This window comes from Pseudomonas sp. SJZ077, from assembly GCF_007993905.1.
Taxonomy (GTDB): domain Bacteria; phylum Pseudomonadota; class Gammaproteobacteria; order Pseudomonadales; family Pseudomonadaceae; genus Aquipseudomonas; species Aquipseudomonas mandelii.
Window position 1 is genome coordinate 417,874 of record NZ_VIUJ01000001.1, and the last position, 16,798, is coordinate 434,671.

General features: G+C 60.6%; 11 protein-coding genes and 1 other RNA gene. 2 read left to right on the forward strand and 10 right to left on the reverse strand.

Features of this window, described 5'->3' with window-relative positions:
* Positions 1-65 precede the first annotated feature (65 nt).
* From FBY01_RS02190 to dnaX, 3 genes are all read right to left on the reverse strand, one after another.
* Positions 66-1,100 (reverse strand): NADP-dependent oxidoreductase, encoded by a 1,035-nt coding sequence (locus FBY01_RS02190; protein WP_145305926.1) that lies wholly within the window; start codon positions 1,098-1,100, stop codon positions 66-68.
* Between the two features lie 255 nt (positions 1,101-1,355).
* Positions 1,356-1,694, reverse strand: a complete 339-nt coding sequence (locus FBY01_RS02195) for a YbaB/EbfC family nucleoid-associated protein (protein ID WP_007933349.1) — start codon at positions 1,692-1,694, stop codon at positions 1,356-1,358.
* Positions 1,695-1,761: 67 nt separating this feature from the next.
* Positions 1,762-3,843: a DNA polymerase III subunit gamma/tau gene (gene dnaX, locus FBY01_RS02200; RefSeq protein WP_077748209.1), complete on the reverse strand. Its 2,082-nt coding sequence runs from the start codon at positions 3,841-3,843 to the stop codon at positions 1,762-1,764.
* A 144-nt stretch (positions 3,844-3,987) separates the two neighbouring features.
* Between dnaX and FBY01_RS02205 the strand changes: the two genes are divergently transcribed.
* Entirely contained in the window at positions 3,988-4,737 is a 750-nt protein-coding gene (locus FBY01_RS02205; RefSeq protein WP_145305924.1) for an ABC transporter substrate-binding protein, read from the forward strand.
* A gap of 141 nt (positions 4,738-4,878) precedes the next feature.
* Here FBY01_RS02205 and FBY01_RS02210 read toward each other — a convergent pair whose 3' ends face one another.
* Entirely contained in the window at positions 4,879-6,579 is a 1,701-nt protein-coding gene (locus tag FBY01_RS02210; RefSeq protein ID WP_145305922.1) for a bifunctional diguanylate cyclase/phosphodiesterase, read from the reverse strand.
* 303 nt (positions 6,580-6,882) lie between these two features.
* Here FBY01_RS02210 and FBY01_RS02215 point away from each other — a divergent pair, with 303 nt between their 5' ends.
* On the forward strand, positions 6,883-7,197 hold the full coding sequence (locus FBY01_RS02215) for a helix-turn-helix domain-containing protein (RefSeq protein ID WP_010456454.1): 315 nt from the start codon (positions 6,883-6,885) through the stop codon (positions 7,195-7,197).
* A gap of 182 nt (positions 7,198-7,379) precedes the next feature.
* Here the strand turns inward: FBY01_RS02215 and ffs are convergent.
* From ffs to FBY01_RS02245, 6 genes are all read right to left on the reverse strand, one after another.
* An RNA gene (gene ffs, locus FBY01_RS02220) (signal recognition particle sRNA small type) lies at positions 7,380-7,476 on the reverse strand.
* A 184-nt stretch (positions 7,477-7,660) separates the two neighbouring features.
* Complete coding sequence (locus tag FBY01_RS02225) at positions 7,661-8,827, reverse strand: putative zinc-binding metallopeptidase (RefSeq protein WP_145305920.1); 1,167 nt, start codon at positions 8,825-8,827, stop codon at positions 7,661-7,663.
* A 168-nt stretch (positions 8,828-8,995) separates the two neighbouring features.
* Entirely contained in the window at positions 8,996-11,353 is a 2,358-nt protein-coding gene (gene ligA / locus FBY01_RS02230; protein ID WP_145305918.1) for an NAD-dependent DNA ligase LigA, read from the reverse strand.
* 91 nt (positions 11,354-11,444) lie between these two features.
* Positions 11,445-12,299, reverse strand: a complete 855-nt coding sequence (gene zipA / locus FBY01_RS02235) for a cell division protein ZipA (protein WP_010456461.1) — start codon at positions 12,297-12,299, stop codon at positions 11,445-11,447.
* A gap of 258 nt (positions 12,300-12,557) precedes the next feature.
* On the reverse strand, positions 12,558-16,046 hold the full coding sequence (gene smc, locus FBY01_RS02240) for a chromosome segregation protein SMC (protein ID WP_145305916.1): 3,489 nt from the start codon (positions 16,044-16,046) through the stop codon (positions 12,558-12,560).
* Positions 16,047-16,048: 2 nt separating this feature from the next.
* On the reverse strand, positions 16,049-16,708 hold the full coding sequence (locus FBY01_RS02245) for a GntR family transcriptional regulator (protein ID WP_145305914.1): 660 nt from the start codon (positions 16,706-16,708) through the stop codon (positions 16,049-16,051).
* Positions 16,709-16,798 lie beyond the last annotated feature (90 nt).

Below are 16,798 nucleotides of genomic sequence, written 5' to 3' on the forward strand. Positions count from 1 at the left end.
GGGGAAACGTCCGACAAAACAACGAGACGCGGTTTATACCCGCGCCTCTGATTAGCGTCAATTATTCAGTCCTGGGCAACCCGCACCACCAGTTTGCCGAAGTTGCGGCCTTCCAGCAGACCGATGAAGGCCTCAGGCGCATTCTCAAGGCCATCGACCACGTCTTCGCGGAACTTGACCTTGCCGTCACGCACCCACGGCGCCATGGCACTGACGAACTCCGGCTGACGATCACCGTAGTCGTCGAACACGATAAAGCCATGAATGCGCACGCGCTTGGTCAGCAAGGTGCGTTGCAATTGCGGCAGGCGATCCGGGCCGGTCGGCGCTTCGTGGGCGTTGTAGGAAGCGATGAGGCCGCACAGTGGAATCCGCGCCTTGGCATTGAGCAACGGCACCACCGCGTCGAACACCTTGCCACCGACGTTCTCGTAGTAAATATCGATGCCCTCGGGGCACGCCTGGGCCAGTTCATCGGCGAAGTTCGGGCTCTTGTGGTCAACGCAAGCGTCGAACCCCAATTCCTCCACCACGTAGCGGCATTTTTCCGCACCGCCCGCCACGCCCACGACGCGCAGGCCTTTGATCTTCGCCACTTGGCCGACCACCGACCCCACCGCGCCCGAGGCAGCCGCGACCACCAGGGTTTCGCCGGCCTTGGGCTGACCGATGTCCATCAGGCCCATGTACGCAGTCATGCCCGGCATGCCCAGCACACCCAGGGCCATGGACGGGGACGGCAAACCGCTTGGCACCGGAATGATGTTGCGACCGTCGCTGATGCTGTGGCTCTGCCAACCGGTGGCGCCCACCACCAGATCGCCTTCGTGGAATTTCGGATTCAGCGAGCGCTCGACGCGGCTGACAGCGCCTCCGGTCATGACCTCGCCGATTTCCACCGGTGCGGCGTAGGAAGGCGCGTCACTCATGCGGCCGCGCATGTAGGGGTCCAGCGAGAGGTATTGAGTCTTGAGCAGGACCTGGCCTTCGGCAAGTTCCGGCAGTGCTTCCCGTTCCAGGCGGAAATTCTCCGGTGTCGGCGCGCCTACGGGGCGGGACGCCAGGACGATACGTTGGTTGAGGGTCAATGCGTCTGGCATGTGAGCGTCTCCTGTGATCGATGAATTTCGGCGGTATAGGGAGCAGACCGTTGTGGAGGTGTGGCGTTCGATGTTTCGTCCGTTGGACCGAGGTGACTTCTTCGCGGCACCTAAAAGGTCAGCGATGCTTCTGTAGGAGCGAGGCTTGCCCGCGAAGGCTGCCTCACAGGCACCGCGTTTCCAACGGGCAGAAACAAAAATGCCAGGCGCGATGCCTGGCATTTTTTTGTAGCTCATCCGACGCGCTTTGGCGAATCAGAACGGCAGTTTCATACCCGGTGGCAGTTGCATGCCAGCGGTCATGCTGCCCATTTTGTCCTGGCTGTTGGCTTCGATCTTGCGCACGGCGTCGTTGACGGCGGCGGCGAACACGGCTTCGAGCATCTCTTTGTCGTCTTCGCTCAGGCCTTCAACCAGGCTCGGGTCGATGGTCACGCGCTTGACGTCGTGACGACCGGTCATCACCACGGTGACCATATCGCCGCCGGCTTTACCGGTGACTTCAGCGTTGGCCAGTTCTTCCTGCATCTTGGCCATTTTTTCCTGCATCTGCTGTGCCTGCTTCATCAGGCCGGCCATGCCACCTTTCATCATGGGAATCACCTCAAAAGTACTTGGATTTAAACAGCGCCCGGCCCTTGGGGCCAAACGCCTTCAGTTATTAGCCCTGACTGACCAGGGCTTCGACAGGTTCAATAGTATCGTTGCGAACCACCGCACCGAACTGCTGCATCATTTGCTGGATGAACGGATCACCGTGAATCGACTCCTCGGCCTCGCGCTGACGGTTCGCACGACGACGGGAAGCGGCCTGGGCCGGGGTTTCCTGCTCCGGCTTGATCAGCTCCATGCTCAGGGTCAGGGTGCGCCCGTGAAACTGGTTCAACGCATCGTTGAGACGCCGTTGCTGGGTCGCGTTGAACAAGGCGCTGTGGGCCGGGTCCAGGTGCATCAGCCAGTGGTCACCATCGACGGCGATCAGCGTGCAGTTGGCGGCGATGCTGCCGGTCATACCAGAGATCGGCAGTTTCGGGAACAGCTCCAGCCATTGCAGGGCCAGGCCGGTGGCGGGCATGGCGGCCGGCTCAGGCTCGGGTTCCGGTGCTGGCTCGGCAGCATGTTCACTGGCCAGTTCATCGAGGTAGCTGTAGGCCGAATCCATGTCCGGCTCGATGTAGTCTTCGTCCAGCGGCGGCTCGTCATCCAGGTCCACGCCCGGGGTGGCGGCATCGACGTCGGCCACCGACGGTTCCGGGATCGGCGCTGCGGCCCACTCCGGCGCGTCCGGCACCACGCTGTCCGGCGTCGGCAACGGCATGGGCGGCAGATCAGGTTGTTCGCTGGCGGTTTCCAGGACCGGCTCGACGGCGGGTTGCTGGACGGGTTCCGGCTCGACCGGGTCATTCCACGGCAAGTCGACCGCCGCCTCGACCGCGACCGGCTCAACCACAGGCTCGGCCACCACAACGGGCGCCACCGGTTCAGGCGCTGGGGCAGGAATCGCCGCCGCGACGGGCTCAGGCGCCGGCGCAACGGGTGCAACTGCCGCAGCGACTACCGGTGCCACCACCGGCGCGGCAGCCACTGAATTTGCGGAATCAACTGTGGCCTGGCTGATCCCCACTGGCTTTAGCGGTTGCCTCGGGGCGTCCGCGGTGTCCGCCGGTCGGAACGCGAGCATTCGCAGCAGGACCATTTCGAAGCCACCACGAGGGTCCGGCGCCAGCGGCAAGTCGCGGCGGCCGATCAGACCCATCTGGTAATAGAACTGCACGTCTTCGGCCGGCAAGGCCTGGGCCAGTGCCAGAACCCGATCGCGGTCGCCATGACCGTTGTCGACGCCTTCAGGCAACGCCTGGGCGATGGCGACACGGTGCAGAACGTTGAGAATTTCCGAGAGCACGCCATTCCAGTCCGGGCCTTGTTCCGCCAGATGGCGGACACCTTCGAGCAAGGCCTTGGCGTCGCCTTCGATCAGCGCATGCAGAACGTCGTAGACCTGACCATGATCGAGCGTGCCCAGCATCGCCCGCACGTCGGCAGCCATGACCTTGCCTTCACCGAAGGCGATAGCCTGGTCGGTCAGACTCATGGCGTCACGCATCGAGCCGTCGGCGGCGCGGCCCAGCAGCCACAGTGCGTCGTCTTCGAACGGCACGTTCTCGACGCCCAGGACGTGGGTCAAATGCTCGACCACACGCTCCGGGGTCATGTTCTTGAGAGAGAACTGCAGGCACCGCGACAGAATGGTTGCAGGAAGTTTCTGCGGGTCGGTCGTCGCCAGGATGAACTTGACGTAGGGTGGCGGCTCTTCAAGGGTTTTCAACAGCGCATTGAAGGAATGGCTGGAGAGCATGTGCACTTCGTCGATCAGGTAGACCTTGAAGCGGCCACGGCTCGGCGCGTATTGCACGTTATCGAGCAACTCGCGGGTGTCCTCGACCTTGGTCCGGCTCGCGGCGTCGATCTCGATCAGGTCGACAAAGCGGCCCTCATCGATTTCGCGGCACACCGAACACTCGCCGCACGGCGTCGAAGTGATACCTGTTTCACAGTTCAGGCATTTGGCGATGATCCGTGCGATGGTGGTCTTGCCGACCCCGCGCGTACCGGTGAACAGGTAGGCGTGGTGCAGCCGCTGGCTGTCCAAGGCATTGATCAGAGCCTTGAGCACATGGGTCTGGCCGACCATTTCGCGGAACGAGCGCGGACGCCATTTACGTGCAAGAACCTGATAACTCATCGAAAACCGTCGCAACGAAGGAACAGAAGCGGCTAATGCTAGCGGAGCAAGGCCAAAATTGCATCCGGTGCGCTCGTCTAATCTGGCTAAGATGCACTTTGGGGGGCTTTTATCGGCTCAGGTTTGCGACGTACCGGAGCGTTTATGCGTTTTGCCTTGGGGGCACTGCTGTGGATAAGTGTGAGCGTCGCCGCCGCCGAAGCGCCGCTGCGTTTTGTGGTGCCCGACAGTTGGGCGATGCCGATGGTGCAACTGGAACGCGGGCAAGTGACCCAGGGCATCCTGTATGACGTGATGCTCAGCCTGGCGACCCAGGTCGGTTTGCCGGCCGAATTTCATGTGTTGCCCCGGGCGCGGGTGCAAAGCGCCATGGAACACGGCGAGGTCGATATCCGCTGCTATGCCGCGCAGTCCTGGCTGCCGAATCAGTCCGGCGACTACCTCTGGAGCATTCCCCTCTGGTTTCAGCGCGACATGCTGATCAGCCGGCAGGATCCGCTGCCTTTGGTGGTGCCTGCGAACTTGTCGCGGCAAGCCATCGGTACCGTGCTCGGCTACTCCTACCCCACCTTGCAACCGCTGTTCAATGCCGACCGTTTGCGCCGCGAAGACGCGCGCAACCAGGAACAAGTGCTGGAAAAACTCCACGCCGGGCGCTATCGCTATGCCGTGAGCAATCAATGGACACTGGACTGGTTCAATCAGCGCCTGTTACCCGACAAGCAACTCAAAGGCGTGGCGGTGCTGGAGGAACAGAGCGTCGGCTGCTACGTGCGCAACGACCCCAAGGTGCCGGTGCAACGCATACTGCGCACGTTGCTGCGGATGAAAATGTCGGGGGAGATTGATGACATTATCCGACTTTATATCGGTTCGGGGCCTGGCACACTTTAAGCAAATCCTCTGATCAACACGAAACCTGTGGGAGCGAGCCTGCTCGCGATAGCGGTTTGCCATTCAACACTGATGGCGACTGCCAGATTGCTATCGCGAGCAGGCTCGCTCCTACAGGGGATAAGTGTCGATTACAGAACTTCAGCCAACCTGATCCAGCGCTTGCCATTGCGGCGGCGCGACGAACCCCGCGACCCAACCCGGCACGTCGGCGGGGGGCATTGGCTGGGCGATGAAATAGCCTTGGGCCACTTCACACCCCAGTCGCAACAGCAACTCACCGTGCTCGATACTTTGCAGTCCTTCAGCAATCACCTGCCGGCCAAACGCCCGGGCCAGACCGATCACCGCCGTGGCCAGCGCCAGATCATCGCGATCGTCCAGAATGTCACGCACAAACGACTTATCGATCTTGATGGTTTGGGTGCGCAATCGCTTGAGGTAGCTCAGCGACGAATAGCCAGTGCCGAAGTCGCCCAGTGAAAACTGCACCCCCAGCGCCTGACAGGCCTGCAAACAGTCGCTCACGTGCTGGATATTCTCGACCGCCACCGACTCGACGATTTCCAGGTCGAGCATCTGCGGCGCAATGTCAGCATGCCGGGCGAGGACGTGCCTGAGCCGGTCGACGAAATCCGCGCGCTGAAAATGCCGTGCCGCGATATTAATGCTGATCGGCCAGCCCTGCCCCGCCTGCTGCCAGTGGTGCAACTGCGTCAGCACCTGATCCATCACCCATTCACCGATGTCGACGATCAGGTCCGTCTCTTCCACAAACGGCAAAAACTCCCTGGCCGGCACCATGCCGTTTTGCGGGTGTTCCCAGCGCAATAGCGCCTCGAAGCCGACCACCACGCCAAGGCGCATGTTGACCTTGGGCTGGAAATGCAGACGCAACTCATCGGCGGCCAGCGCCTGGCGCACGCGTTCGACCGTCTGGTGAGTGGCCTTGACCTCCTGATCCCTGGACACGTCGAACAGATGGAATCGGTTGCGCCCGCGCTGCTTGGCCACGTACATGGCTTGATCGGCGTGACGCAGCAGGGTTTCAGCATCTTCATGGTCGAGTGGGAACAGCGTAACGCCGATGCTGGCGAACACATTGATGTCCTTGCCGTGCAAGGTATACGGCGCCGAAATCGCCCCCAGCACCCGGTTCAGCGCCGCGCGCAACTCCGGCAGATCCCGCACGTAACGCAACACCAGCACGAACTCGTCGCCGGCCAGCCGCGCCACGACATCTTCGCCACGCACGATGTGGCGCAAACGCTTGGCCACTTCAACCAATAATTGATCGCCACTGGCGTGACCGTAGCCGTCGTTGACCGCCTTGAACCCGTCAAGGTCGAGCATGCACACGGCGAGCGGGATGTTTTCCTTTCGGGAGAACTCCAGCGCCTGATCCAGCAGATCCGAGAGGAACGCGCGATTGGGCAGCCCGGTCAGCACGTCGTGCCCGACCCGCCATTGCAGGGAATGCAACAACTGGCGTTTTTCGCTGATATCAAAACGAATCGACAGGTATCGGTCGACCCGTCCGGTGTCGTCATTGAGCACGGGCACCATGGTGCTTTCGACCCAGTACAGACTGCCATCCTTGGCGCGATTGCAGATTTCGCCCTTCCAGACGTTGCCCAGCGCGATGGTGCGCCACATACCGGCGAAGAAATCAGCGGTGTGCACGCCGGAGTTGAGGAGACGGTGGTTCTGCCCGAGCAACTCGTCGCGGCTATAACCGGACACGGCGCAGAACTGATCATTGACGTGGGTGATCCGGCCGCTCAGGTCCGTCTCGGAAAAAATGGCGGCGGCATCCACGGCCCTGCGGTATTTCTCATCCATGAATCAGGCTCGCTGTCGCTAGCGGTGGGACTGCGCAAACACGTGTTCACTCCATGACCCGCATTTGATGACCGCGCAGAACCGAAGATCGGCTAGTCTCAAAAACCTCGTGCAAGGCCGGCAAAGGAGCGCAATGCTGGCGGTTTGGCGTTGCCCATTTTCTGGAAACAGATCACCAATCACCCCTTATTGGCGGCGATTCTACGAAACGCATCACATTTTGCAAAGCAAGGTGATGGATCATGCGGTTGTCTAATGCGAAAATCTATCGTTAAGTTCTTGATTCTAAATGGGAATTGAGCGATGCAAATTTCAAGTTTGGGTCCGGCCATCCGACGCTACCGCAAGGTCGCGGGGCTTACTCAGGCTGAACTCGGCGAAAAAACCGGTTTTGACCCCAAAACCATCAGCCGCTTTGAAACCGGAACCTATACCCCCAGCGTCGAAGCCTTGTTCTTGCTTGCCGACGTGCTGGACGTAAAGCTGAAAGCCTTTTTCGCCGATATGGGTGATGAAGATGAACAGCGGGCGTATCTGTTCGGTGTCATCCATAAAGCCACCCCGAAGGATCTGGGAAAGCTGATCGCAGCGGTTGACCAGGCCTTGTCCAAGCCTTAGTGGCGGAAATGAAAAAGGAGGCCGACGTGTCTGATACGACACATCGGCCTCCTTTTTTATATTCATTCTAAAAATCAGGAACGACAAAAAACCGCCTGGATCAAGGGCCATGGCAGCAACACACACTAAGTATTTTCAGACAGAAAACGCGAGAGAGGGCTCGCGGTGCGTTATGGAGGCAACCCCACCAGCCACACCCCGGCACACAATGTTCCCGCTGTGGCTGCTTCCTTCCGGATCTGACCAGGTTCACGGGTAATCGTTGCGGGGGGACCGATGGGGTCACCATAACGACGCTCACCTGACGGCGAGCCGCGCCATTGTACCTATCTGGGACGAAGTTACAACCGTTCGGGGGGATTAAAAAATATGTGCTGGTTCAAGGACATGCAAAGTCTGCAGAACACCGTAGTCATGTAGCAGCTGTCGAGCTTGCGAGGCTGCTGCAAGTGAATGCAGGCGGCTACAGGTCTTGCAACACCTCATCCGCCCTGCCGCCCTCCTGCTGGATCACCAGATGGATGAAGTGCAGTTTGGCGATAACCGCGGGTGGCAGGACGAACGGATAGAAATCCGGCTGCCCCATGCTCCGCGACAGCTCGTTGAGCATGCCGGCCAGTTCGATCCATGCGTTGACGAACGACAGGAACGCCGCGCCGCCGGGATGCTGTGGATCGTAGAGCGTGTCGAGCGGGAATGGCTGGTAGTCGAAATCCATCTCGCGCGCGCTCATGCCAAACCCCAGCGCCGTGTCCACCGCGTCCATCATGTGCAGGTAATGCGCCCAGGTTTCCGCCCAGTCTTCCCATGGATGCATGGTGGCGTAGGCACTGACACAGTGCTGCTGCCAGTCGAGCGGTGCGCCTTGCTGGTAATGGCGTTCGAGGGCGTCGGCGTAGCTGAGACGCTCGTCGCCGAACAGGTTGCGGAACGGTTCCAGCCAATGACTGTTGGCGATCAGCCGGTCCCAGTAGTAATGCCCGACTTCATGACGAAAATGCCCGAGCAGCGTGCGATAAGGCTCGTGCATTTGCACCCGGACCTTTTCGCGGTGGGCGTCGTCAGCCTCTTTGATATCCAGGGTGATCAGGCCATTGGCGTGCCCCGTGGTCGGCGGTTTGCCTTCCAGGTCGACACCGATGAAATCGAAGGCGAGACCGGTCTGTTCGTCGACAGTTTTGGGAATCACCTGCAATCCCAGGCTGATCAACTGCGCGACCAGACGCCGCTTGGCGGTTTCGACCTGACGCCAGCGTTCGTGGTTTTCGGCAATTGAGAGGTCAGGGATGGTGCGATTCAGGCTACAGGCGATGCACAGCGCATCATGGTCATTGGCGGCCAGCAGCCAATTACACGCCGCCGGGGAATCGAGGTTGGCGCAGCGCCGGAACAGGCCGGCTTCGGGGTCGGCGTCAAGCAACCAGGTATCCGCCAGCACACCCGGCTGCAGCGAGGACAGGCGACTCTGCTCCGGCTGATAGCCCAAGGCTGCCGAACAGGCCAGGCACTGGCTGTTGCGAAAGAAAAGCGACTGCCCGCAGCGGCACTGCCAGACCTTGCTGTTGCGCGAACTTCCACCCATGAAGGGCGCGGCGATGCGTGAGCTGAGCTGTTCGAAGAAGCGGTACATGGCGATCTCTCCCTGGGGCTTGCCAAGACTAGATCATTCCCCAGCGAGGATCGTTCCGTTTTCTGTGGCGAGGGAGCTTGCTCCCGCTCGGCTGCGAAGCGGTCCCCGAAGTCTTGGCGACTGCTGCGCAGTCGAACGGGAGCAAGCTCCCTCGCCACAGGATGAGTGTCAGATCGGTATACCGTGTTTTTTCAGGAAATCGACAAACGCCTCTTCATCGAGCACTTTCAGTCCCAATTCATTGGCCTTGGCCAACTTCGAACCGGCACCCGGCCCGGCCACCACGCAATGGGTCTTGGCCGACACTGAACCGGCCACCTTGGCCCCGAGGCTTTCGAGTTTGTCCTTGGCAATATCACGGCTCATCAATTCCAGCGAACCGGTCAGCACCCAGGTCTGCCCAGCCAGCGGCAGGCCTTCGACGACTTTTTTCTCGCTCTTCCAATGCATGCCGAAATCACGCAACTGCTGTTCAGCCGCCTCAGCTATCTGACGGTTTTCAGCAACCGCGAAAAACGCTCGAACCGAATTCGCCTGCTTCTCCGGCAAGGCCTGGCGCATGTCCAGCCAATCGGCGTTCATGACCGATTCCAGCGAACCAAACTTGTCCGCCAGCTTCTGCGCCCCGCCCGGCCCGACCGACGGAATGTTCAGCTTGTCGAGGAAACCGCCCAGCGTCGTGCTGGCGGCAAATTCGGCCCCCAGCTCGCCCTGATCCTGAATCTGCAGGCCGTGCTCGAGCAACTTCGCAATAACCTGCTGGTTATGCGCATCTTCAAAGAAGCTGTGAATCTCGTGAGCCACTTCCAGGCCGACATCCGGCAAGTACGTGAGCACTTGCGGCAACGCCTGCTGAACCCGCTCCAGCGAGCCGAGAGAGCGCGCCAGGACCTTGGCCGTCTCTTCGCCGACGTCAGGAATCCCGAGGGCATAGATGAACCGTGCCAGGCTCGGTGTCTTGCTGTCCTTGATCGCGGCGAGCAGTTTATTGCTCGACAGCTCGGCAAAGCCTTCGAGATCGACAATGTCCTCGAACTTCAAGGCATACAGATCGGCGGGAGAACTCACCAGCCCCTCATCGACCAATTGCTCGACGCTCTTGTCGCCCAGGCCTTCAATGTCCATCGCACGACGGGAGACGAAGTGAATGATCGCCTGCTTGAGTTGCGCACCGCAGGCCAGACGACCGACACAGCGGTAAACCGCCCCTTCGCTGACGGTCTCGCGACCCTTGCTGCGCTTGACCAGTTGCGTGCGCTCGACATGCGAGCCGCACACCGGGCACTGCTGCGGAATCTGTACCGGACGCGCGTCGTCCGGGCGGCGATCCATGATCACTTGCACCACTTGCGGAATCACGTCGCCCGCGCGGCGGATGATCACGGTGTCGCCGATCATCAGGCCCAGGCGAGCCACTTCGTCCATGTTGTGCAACGTCGCATTGGCCACGGTGACACCGGCGACCTTGACCGGCCTCAAGCGCGCCACGGGCGTCACGGCACCGGTGCGGCCGACCTGGAATTCGACGTCGAGCAGTTCGGTGAGCTCTTCCATGGCCGGGAATTTGTGGGCAATTGCCCAACGCGGTTCGCGCGCGCGAAAACCGAGCTCACGCTGGGACGCGATGCTGTTGACCTTGAACACCACGCCATCGATTTCATAGGCCAGGCCGTTGCGACGCTCACCGATGTCGCGGTAGTAATCCAGGCATTCATCAATGCCGTGCGCCAGTTTCAGCTCGCGACTGATCGGCAGGCCCCAGGTCTGCAGCTGCTTGAGATTACCGATGTGCGTATCGGCGATGTCCGCCGAAATCTGGCCGATACCGTAGCAGCAGAACTCCAGCGGACGGTTGGCGGTGATCTTCGAATCCAGCTGCCGCAAGCTGCCCGCCGCCGCGTTGCGCGGGTTGGCGAAGGTCTTGCCGCCGACCTCCAGCTGCGTGGCGTTCAGGCGCTCGAAACCGGCCTTGGACATGAACACTTCGCCGCGCACTTCCAGGGTCGCCGGCCAGCCGGTTCCCTGCAGCTTCAGCGGGATGTTGCGCACGGTGCGCACGTTGACGCTGATGTCTTCGCCGGTGGTACCGTCGCCGCGCGTCGCACCGCGCACCAACATACCATCCTGATAAAGCAGGCTGACCGCCAGGCCATCGAGCTTGGGTTCGCAGCTGTATTCCACCGCCGCGCCGCCGCCAAACAGGTCGCCGGCCGGCAAGTCGAGACCTTCCGTAACCCGGCGATCGAACTCGCGCATGTCGCTTTCTTCGAAGGCGTTGCCGAGGCTGAGCATCGGCACTTCGTGGCGTACCTGGGTGAACGCCGACAGCGCCGCGCTGCCGACGCGCTGGGTCGGCGAGTCGCTGGTGACCAGCTCGGGATGGGCGGCTTCAAGGGCCTTGAGTTCATGGAACAAACGATCGTATTCGACGTCCGGAACGCTTGGCTCGTCTAGTACGTGGTAACGGTAGTTGTGCTGATCCAGCTCAGCGCGCAGCTCGAGAATGCGGGTTTTGGCGGCGGTCATGGGTGTTCTCTCATAAAGCAAAAGAACAGCCGAGGCTGCTCAATCTATTTTGCTGATCGTCCCGCGCACGGCGCGGGGACAACCTTTTGAATCAACGCTTCTGAGTCAGGGCGCGACGTTCGAATTCGACGATGCGCTGACGGTAATGCTCGATCGTCTGGGCGGTCAGCACGCTGCGCTGGTCGTCTTTCAGTTCGCCGTTCAGCTCCTGGGACAATTTGCGCGCCGCGGCCACCATCACGTCGAAGGCTTGCTTCGGATGACGCGGGCCTGGCAGGCCGAGGAAGAAGCTCACCGCCGGCGTGCTGAAGTGGTCGATGTCGTCCAGATCGAAGACGCCCGGCTTGACCGCATTGGCCATGGAGAACAACACCTCGCCGTTGCCGGCCATGCTCTCGTGACGGTGGAAAATATCCATTTCGCCGAAACGCAGACCGCTCTCCAGAATGTTCTGCAACAACGCCGGGCCCTTGAAGCCGGCAGCGTCACGGCAGATCACGCTGATCACCAGCACTTCTTCGGCTTGCGGTTGTTCCTTGTCGCTGACCGACGGCGAGGACTTGGTGTCATCCGGGAAGTCGTCGTCACGGCTGCTGAAGCTCGGGCCGCCGTCCAGGTCCAGGCTGAGGTTCATGTCGCCCTGGGAAGGCTCGCCATGGCCACGCTTGCCGCGCTTGGAACCCGATTCACGCGGTTCACGGGCAGGCATGCTCACCGACGGCAGATCATGCTCGTCCAGTTGCGGTTCCTTATGCGTGTCCAGCACGCGGGGCGGGCCCAACAGCTCGGCGCTGGTGTCCTCGTCCGGCAGGTTGGACAAACTTCGGTCAAGACGGAATTTCAGTTTTCCCTTGCCGCCGCGCATGCGACGCCAGCCATCGAAAAGAATACCGGCAATGACAATAATGCCGATGACGATCAGCCACTCGCGCAGACCGATTTCCATGTAATCCCGTGCCTCTATAAAAAATGCTGAAAAATAAGGGGTTTACAACTCGTAAACCGCTTTAAAACGTGGCGCCAACTCTATGTTCTGACAGGCGTTTTGCCCACGCATACGAAAAATTGACATTAAACTAGCACGACCAAAGGCAACTTTACACCGTCTGTCACAATGGCTCGCGCGAATATGTCGATTGGCCAGCAAGTCAAGACAGGTAAAAAAGTCCTACAGACCAAAAATACTTGCCCTACAAGCACCGGCTCAGGCCTCCACCATCGCCATCGCCTCCTCGACATCCACTGCCACCAGACGCGAACAACCCGGTTCGTGCATCGTTACACCCATCAGTTGATCGGCCATTTCCATGGCGATCTTGTTGTGGGTGATGTAGATGAACTGAACCGTCTGCGACATCTCTTTGACCAACCGTGCGTAGCGTCCAACGTTCGCGTCGTCCAGCGGCGCGTCAACTTCATCGAGCATGCAGAACGGTGCCGGATTCAACTTGAAGATCGCAAAAACCAGGGCCAATGCGGTCAGGGCTTTTTCGCCACCGGAGAGCAAATGGATGGTGCTGTTCTTCTTTCCTGGCGGCTGCGCCATGATCGTTACCCCTGTATCGAGTAGATCTTCGCCCGTCAGTTCCAAATACGCGCGCCCTCCACCGAAAACTTTTGGGAAAAGGGCCTGTAATCCGCCATTGATCTGATCAAAGGTATCTTTGAAGCGGTTTCGGGTTTCCTTGTCGATCTTGCGAATCACGTTTTCCAGAGTGTCCAGCGCTTCCACCAGATCGTCGTTCTGCGCATCCAGATAACGTTTACGCTCGGATTGTTGCTGGTATTCGTCGATGGCCGCCAGGTTGATCGCACCGAGGCGCTGAATGCGCGCGGCAATGCGTTCGAGTTCTTCTTCAGCGTCTTTCTCGCTGGCCTCGGCGGTCAGCGTGGCGAGCACGCCATGCAGGTCGTAGCCATCCTCAAGCAACTGATCTTCGAGGGTCTTGCGTCGCACAGTCAGGGCTTGCCATTCCATGCGCTGGGTTTCCATCTGACCACGGATCAACTGCGATTGCTGCTCGGCCTGGTTGCGTCGTTTTTCCGCATCACGCAATTCACGGTCAGCGTCTTCCAGAGCGATCTGAGCCGACTTCATTTCTTCGTCGACCGTCATGCGCTTATCGAGCAACTCTTCGAGTTTCAGGCGCAGCTCTTCCAGCGGTGCCTCGCCCTCCTCCAGATTGAGGCTCAGCTGTTCGCGTTTCTCGGTCAGGCGCCCGGACTGCATCTCCAGGCGTTCCAGCGCCTGACGCGTCGAGTCATGTTGCGCCTTGAGCGAGCCGAGGCGTACCGCCAACTGATGGGCGTGATCCTTGTGTTGCCGGGCTTCCTGACGCACGCGATCGAGTCGCTCGCGCAAGCTGTCGCGCTGGGCCAGCAGCAACTCGCGCTGCTCGGTGTCCAGCGCCATGGCGTCGAGGGCTTCCTGCAATTGCAGGCGCGCTTCGCCGATGTTTTCGTGCTCCAGCGCCCGTTGCTCGGCCAGCTCGGTGAGTTCTTCATTGAGGCGGGTTCGACGCAACGTCAGCTGCTCAACCTTGGCCTTGCCGGCCGACAACTGAGCTTTCAATTCGCCTTGCTGACGCGCTTCGTCTTGCAGCAAACGGCGCAAATGTTCGCGACCGTTTTCCTGCTGGCGCTGCTGCGCCCTGAGCGTCTGAAGTTGGGTTTCCAGGGTTTCGACCGTGGCCTCGCGCTCTTCGCGCTCGATGCTCAGACGCTGGATTTCCTGCCCACGGGCGAGCACGCCGCTTTCCGCTTCGCTGGCCCGGCGAACACGTAGAAAGTGTCGGCCAACCCAATAGCCGTCGCGACTGATCAAGCTCTGGCCGACACTTAGCTGACTGCGCAGGGCCAACGCTTGCTCAAGATTCTCAACCGGCTTGACCTGTCCCAGCCAGGGCGACAGATCGATCTGCGCTTCAACCTTGTCAAGCAGGCTGCCCGGTACGCGCACGCCATCACTGGCCGGGCTGAGCAAACGCAAATCGCCTTGGGCAAAACCGGCCAGATCGAAATCGCCGAAGTCGTCCACCAGCACCGCTTGCAGGTCGGCACCGAGCACGGTTTCCACCGCCATCTCCCAACCCGCCTCCACTTTCAGTCCTTCGGCCAGACGCGGGCGGTCCGCCAGGTGCTGTTCGCGCAGCCATTGCGCGGTGCCGGTGCCCGGATCGAGCGCGGCTTGCTGCAAGGCTTCAAGGGACGCAAGGCGACCGTTGAGGCGCTGCAAATCACCCTGAGCCTGCTGCTGATTTTGCAGCGCTAATTGCAATTCCTGACGCAGTTGCTCAAGGCGTTCGACCTGGGCCTCTTCGCTGGCCTGTAAATCTTCAAGCGTCGCTTCGCTCGCGGCCAGTTGCTCACTGAGCTCCATGATCGCCGCATCTTCCGGGTCCGCCGAGAGCAACGCGCGCTCTTCGCCAAGTCGCTTCTGGCGATCGGCCAGACGCTCCATGCTGGTTTCGAGTTGCTGAATGCGTGACTGCTGGACCTCGGACTGGCGACGCGGCTCGGCGGCCGTGAGGTTGAAGGTGTCCCACTGCTCCTGCCAGCCGTGCATGGTGGTTTCGGATTCTTCCAGCGCAGCGGCGGCTTCTTCGGCGGCGGCGCTGGTGACTTCCTGCTCCGGCGTGAGCATGTCCAGCTCTTCACCGAGGGTCAGCAGCAAGGTGCGGTCGTGGCCGAGGTGAGATTCGGTTTCCAGTCGCGCACGCTCGGCTTCTTTAAGATCATCCTGCAACTGCCGCAAACGCTGCTGACCGTGCTGGATGCTCTGCTCGACCCGGGCGATGTCGCCGCCGACCGAATAGAAGCGTCCCTGCACCAGATTGAAGCGCTCGGACAGATCATGGTGCCCGTCACGCAAGCGCTCGATGGCCGCATCGGCGTTGCGCTGTTCAGCGACCAACGCTTCGAACGTGACTTCCTGATTGCCAATGACTGCTTCGCGCTGCCCGACCTGTTCGTTCAAAGCCTGCCAGCGCAGGGCCGACAGCTGGGCCTTGAGCTGACGCTCCTCGCCTTTGTATTCCTGATACTTCTTGGCGGCCTCGGCCTGGCGATGCAAACGCTCAAGCTGACGCTCGAGTTCTTCACGCAAATCGGTCAGGCGGGCCAGGTTTTCATGGGTGCGACGGATACGGTTTTCGGTCTCGCGCCGACGCTCCTTGTACTTGGAGATGCCCGCCGCTTCTTCGATGAAGTTGCGCAGGTCTTCGGGCTTGGACTCGATCAGCTTGGAGATCATCCCCTGCTCGATGATCGAATAGCTGCGCGGGCCCAGGCCTGTGCCCAGAAAGATGTCGGTGATATCGCGACGACGGCATTTGGTGCCGTTGAGGTAGTAGGTGGTCTGGCTGTCGCGGGTCACTTTGCGGCGAATGGAAATTTCCGCATAGGCGGCGTATTCGCCAAGCAGCGTGCCGTCGGAGTTATCGAACACCAGCTCGATACTCGCCTGACTCACGGGCTTACGGCTGGTCGAACCGTTGAAGATGACGTCGGTCATCGACTCGCCACGGAGGTTCTTCGCCGAACTTTCGCCCATCACCCAGCGAACGGCGTCGATGATGTTCGACTTGCCGCAGCCATTGGGCCCTACCACGGCCGCCATGTTGCTGGGGAAGTTCACGGTGGTCGGGTCGACGAAGGATTTGAACCCGGCCAGTTTTATGCACTTGAGCCGCACGCTTAAGCGTCCGTCAGGGCAGAAACCACCAGATCGCAACTGCGCTGGGCATAGGCCGTCAGCACTTCGCGGATCAGCGGAAAGTCACGGGCCAGCACGGCGGCCAGCAAACGTTCGAACAACTCCAGGAACTCGCTCATCGACGCCTTGCGCTGCTCCAGGGCGAGGAAATATGCACGGCTCATCGCCGGTTGCAGGTTCTCGACGGTTTCCTGCAAGTACGGATTGTTGGCAAACGGGTACGCGGCGCGCATCACATTGAAGCTGTCGTCGACGAAGGTGCGGATGTCCTGACGCTCATAGCTGGCGGCCAGGCGCTGCTGGATCTGCACGAACGGCGCCATGTCAGACTGGACCTGCCAGCCTTTGGCGACGGCGTTGCCGAGCAAGATGTACAGCTCGCTCATCAGTGTGCACAGGCTCTGCACCTTGTGTGCGGTGAGTTCGGTAACGTGGGCACCGCGGCGCGGCAGGATCGCGATCAGGTGGCGGCGCTCGAGGATCAGCAAGGCTTCGCGGACCGAACCGCGGCTGACATTGAGGGCCAGCGTGACCTTCTGTTCCTGGATGCGCTCCCCGGGCTTCATTTCGCCACGAATGATGCGTTCGGCGAGGTGGTGAGCAATTTGCTCGGCGAGGCTGTCCGGCGCCTTGAACGTCATGGTTGTCCTTCAAACTCTTCGATCTGCACAAGCGGCGCAGTGTAGCGCACATGAAGGGTCATGGCGGAGTGCCCACTCAGCGGTTTTTGG

Excerpts from the sequence above, each read along its gene's own strand:
- FBY01_RS02225 (WP_145305920.1), bottom strand. The coding sequence starts at position 8,827 with ATGTACCGCTTCTTCGAACAGCTCAGCTCACGCATCGCCGCGCCCTTC.
- ligA (WP_145305918.1), bottom strand. The coding sequence starts at position 11,353 with ATGACCGCCGCCAAAACCCGCATTCTCGAGCTGCGCGCTGAGCTGGAT.
- FBY01_RS02210 (WP_145305922.1), bottom strand. The coding sequence starts at position 6,579 with ATGGATGAGAAATACCGCAGGGCCGTGGATGCCGCCGCCATTTTTTCC.
- FBY01_RS02245 (WP_145305914.1), bottom strand. The coding sequence starts at position 16,708 with ATGACGTTCAAGGCGCCGGACAGCCTCGCCGAGCAAATTGCTCACCAC.
- zipA (WP_010456461.1), bottom strand. The coding sequence starts at position 12,299 with ATGGAAATCGGTCTGCGCGAGTGGCTGATCGTCATCGGCATTATTGTC.
- FBY01_RS02190 (WP_145305926.1), bottom strand. The coding sequence starts at position 1,100 with ATGCCAGACGCATTGACCCTCAACCAACGTATCGTCCTGGCGTCCCGC.
- FBY01_RS02205 (WP_145305924.1), top strand. The coding sequence starts at position 3,988 with ATGCGTTTTGCCTTGGGGGCACTGCTGTGGATAAGTGTGAGCGTCGCC.
- dnaX (WP_077748209.1), bottom strand. The coding sequence starts at position 3,843 with ATGAGTTATCAGGTTCTTGCACGTAAATGGCGTCCGCGCTCGTTCCGC.
- FBY01_RS02215 (WP_010456454.1), top strand. The coding sequence starts at position 6,883 with ATGCAAATTTCAAGTTTGGGTCCGGCCATCCGACGCTACCGCAAGGTC.
- FBY01_RS02195 (WP_007933349.1), bottom strand. The coding sequence starts at position 1,694 with ATGATGAAAGGTGGCATGGCCGGCCTGATGAAGCAGGCACAGCAGATG.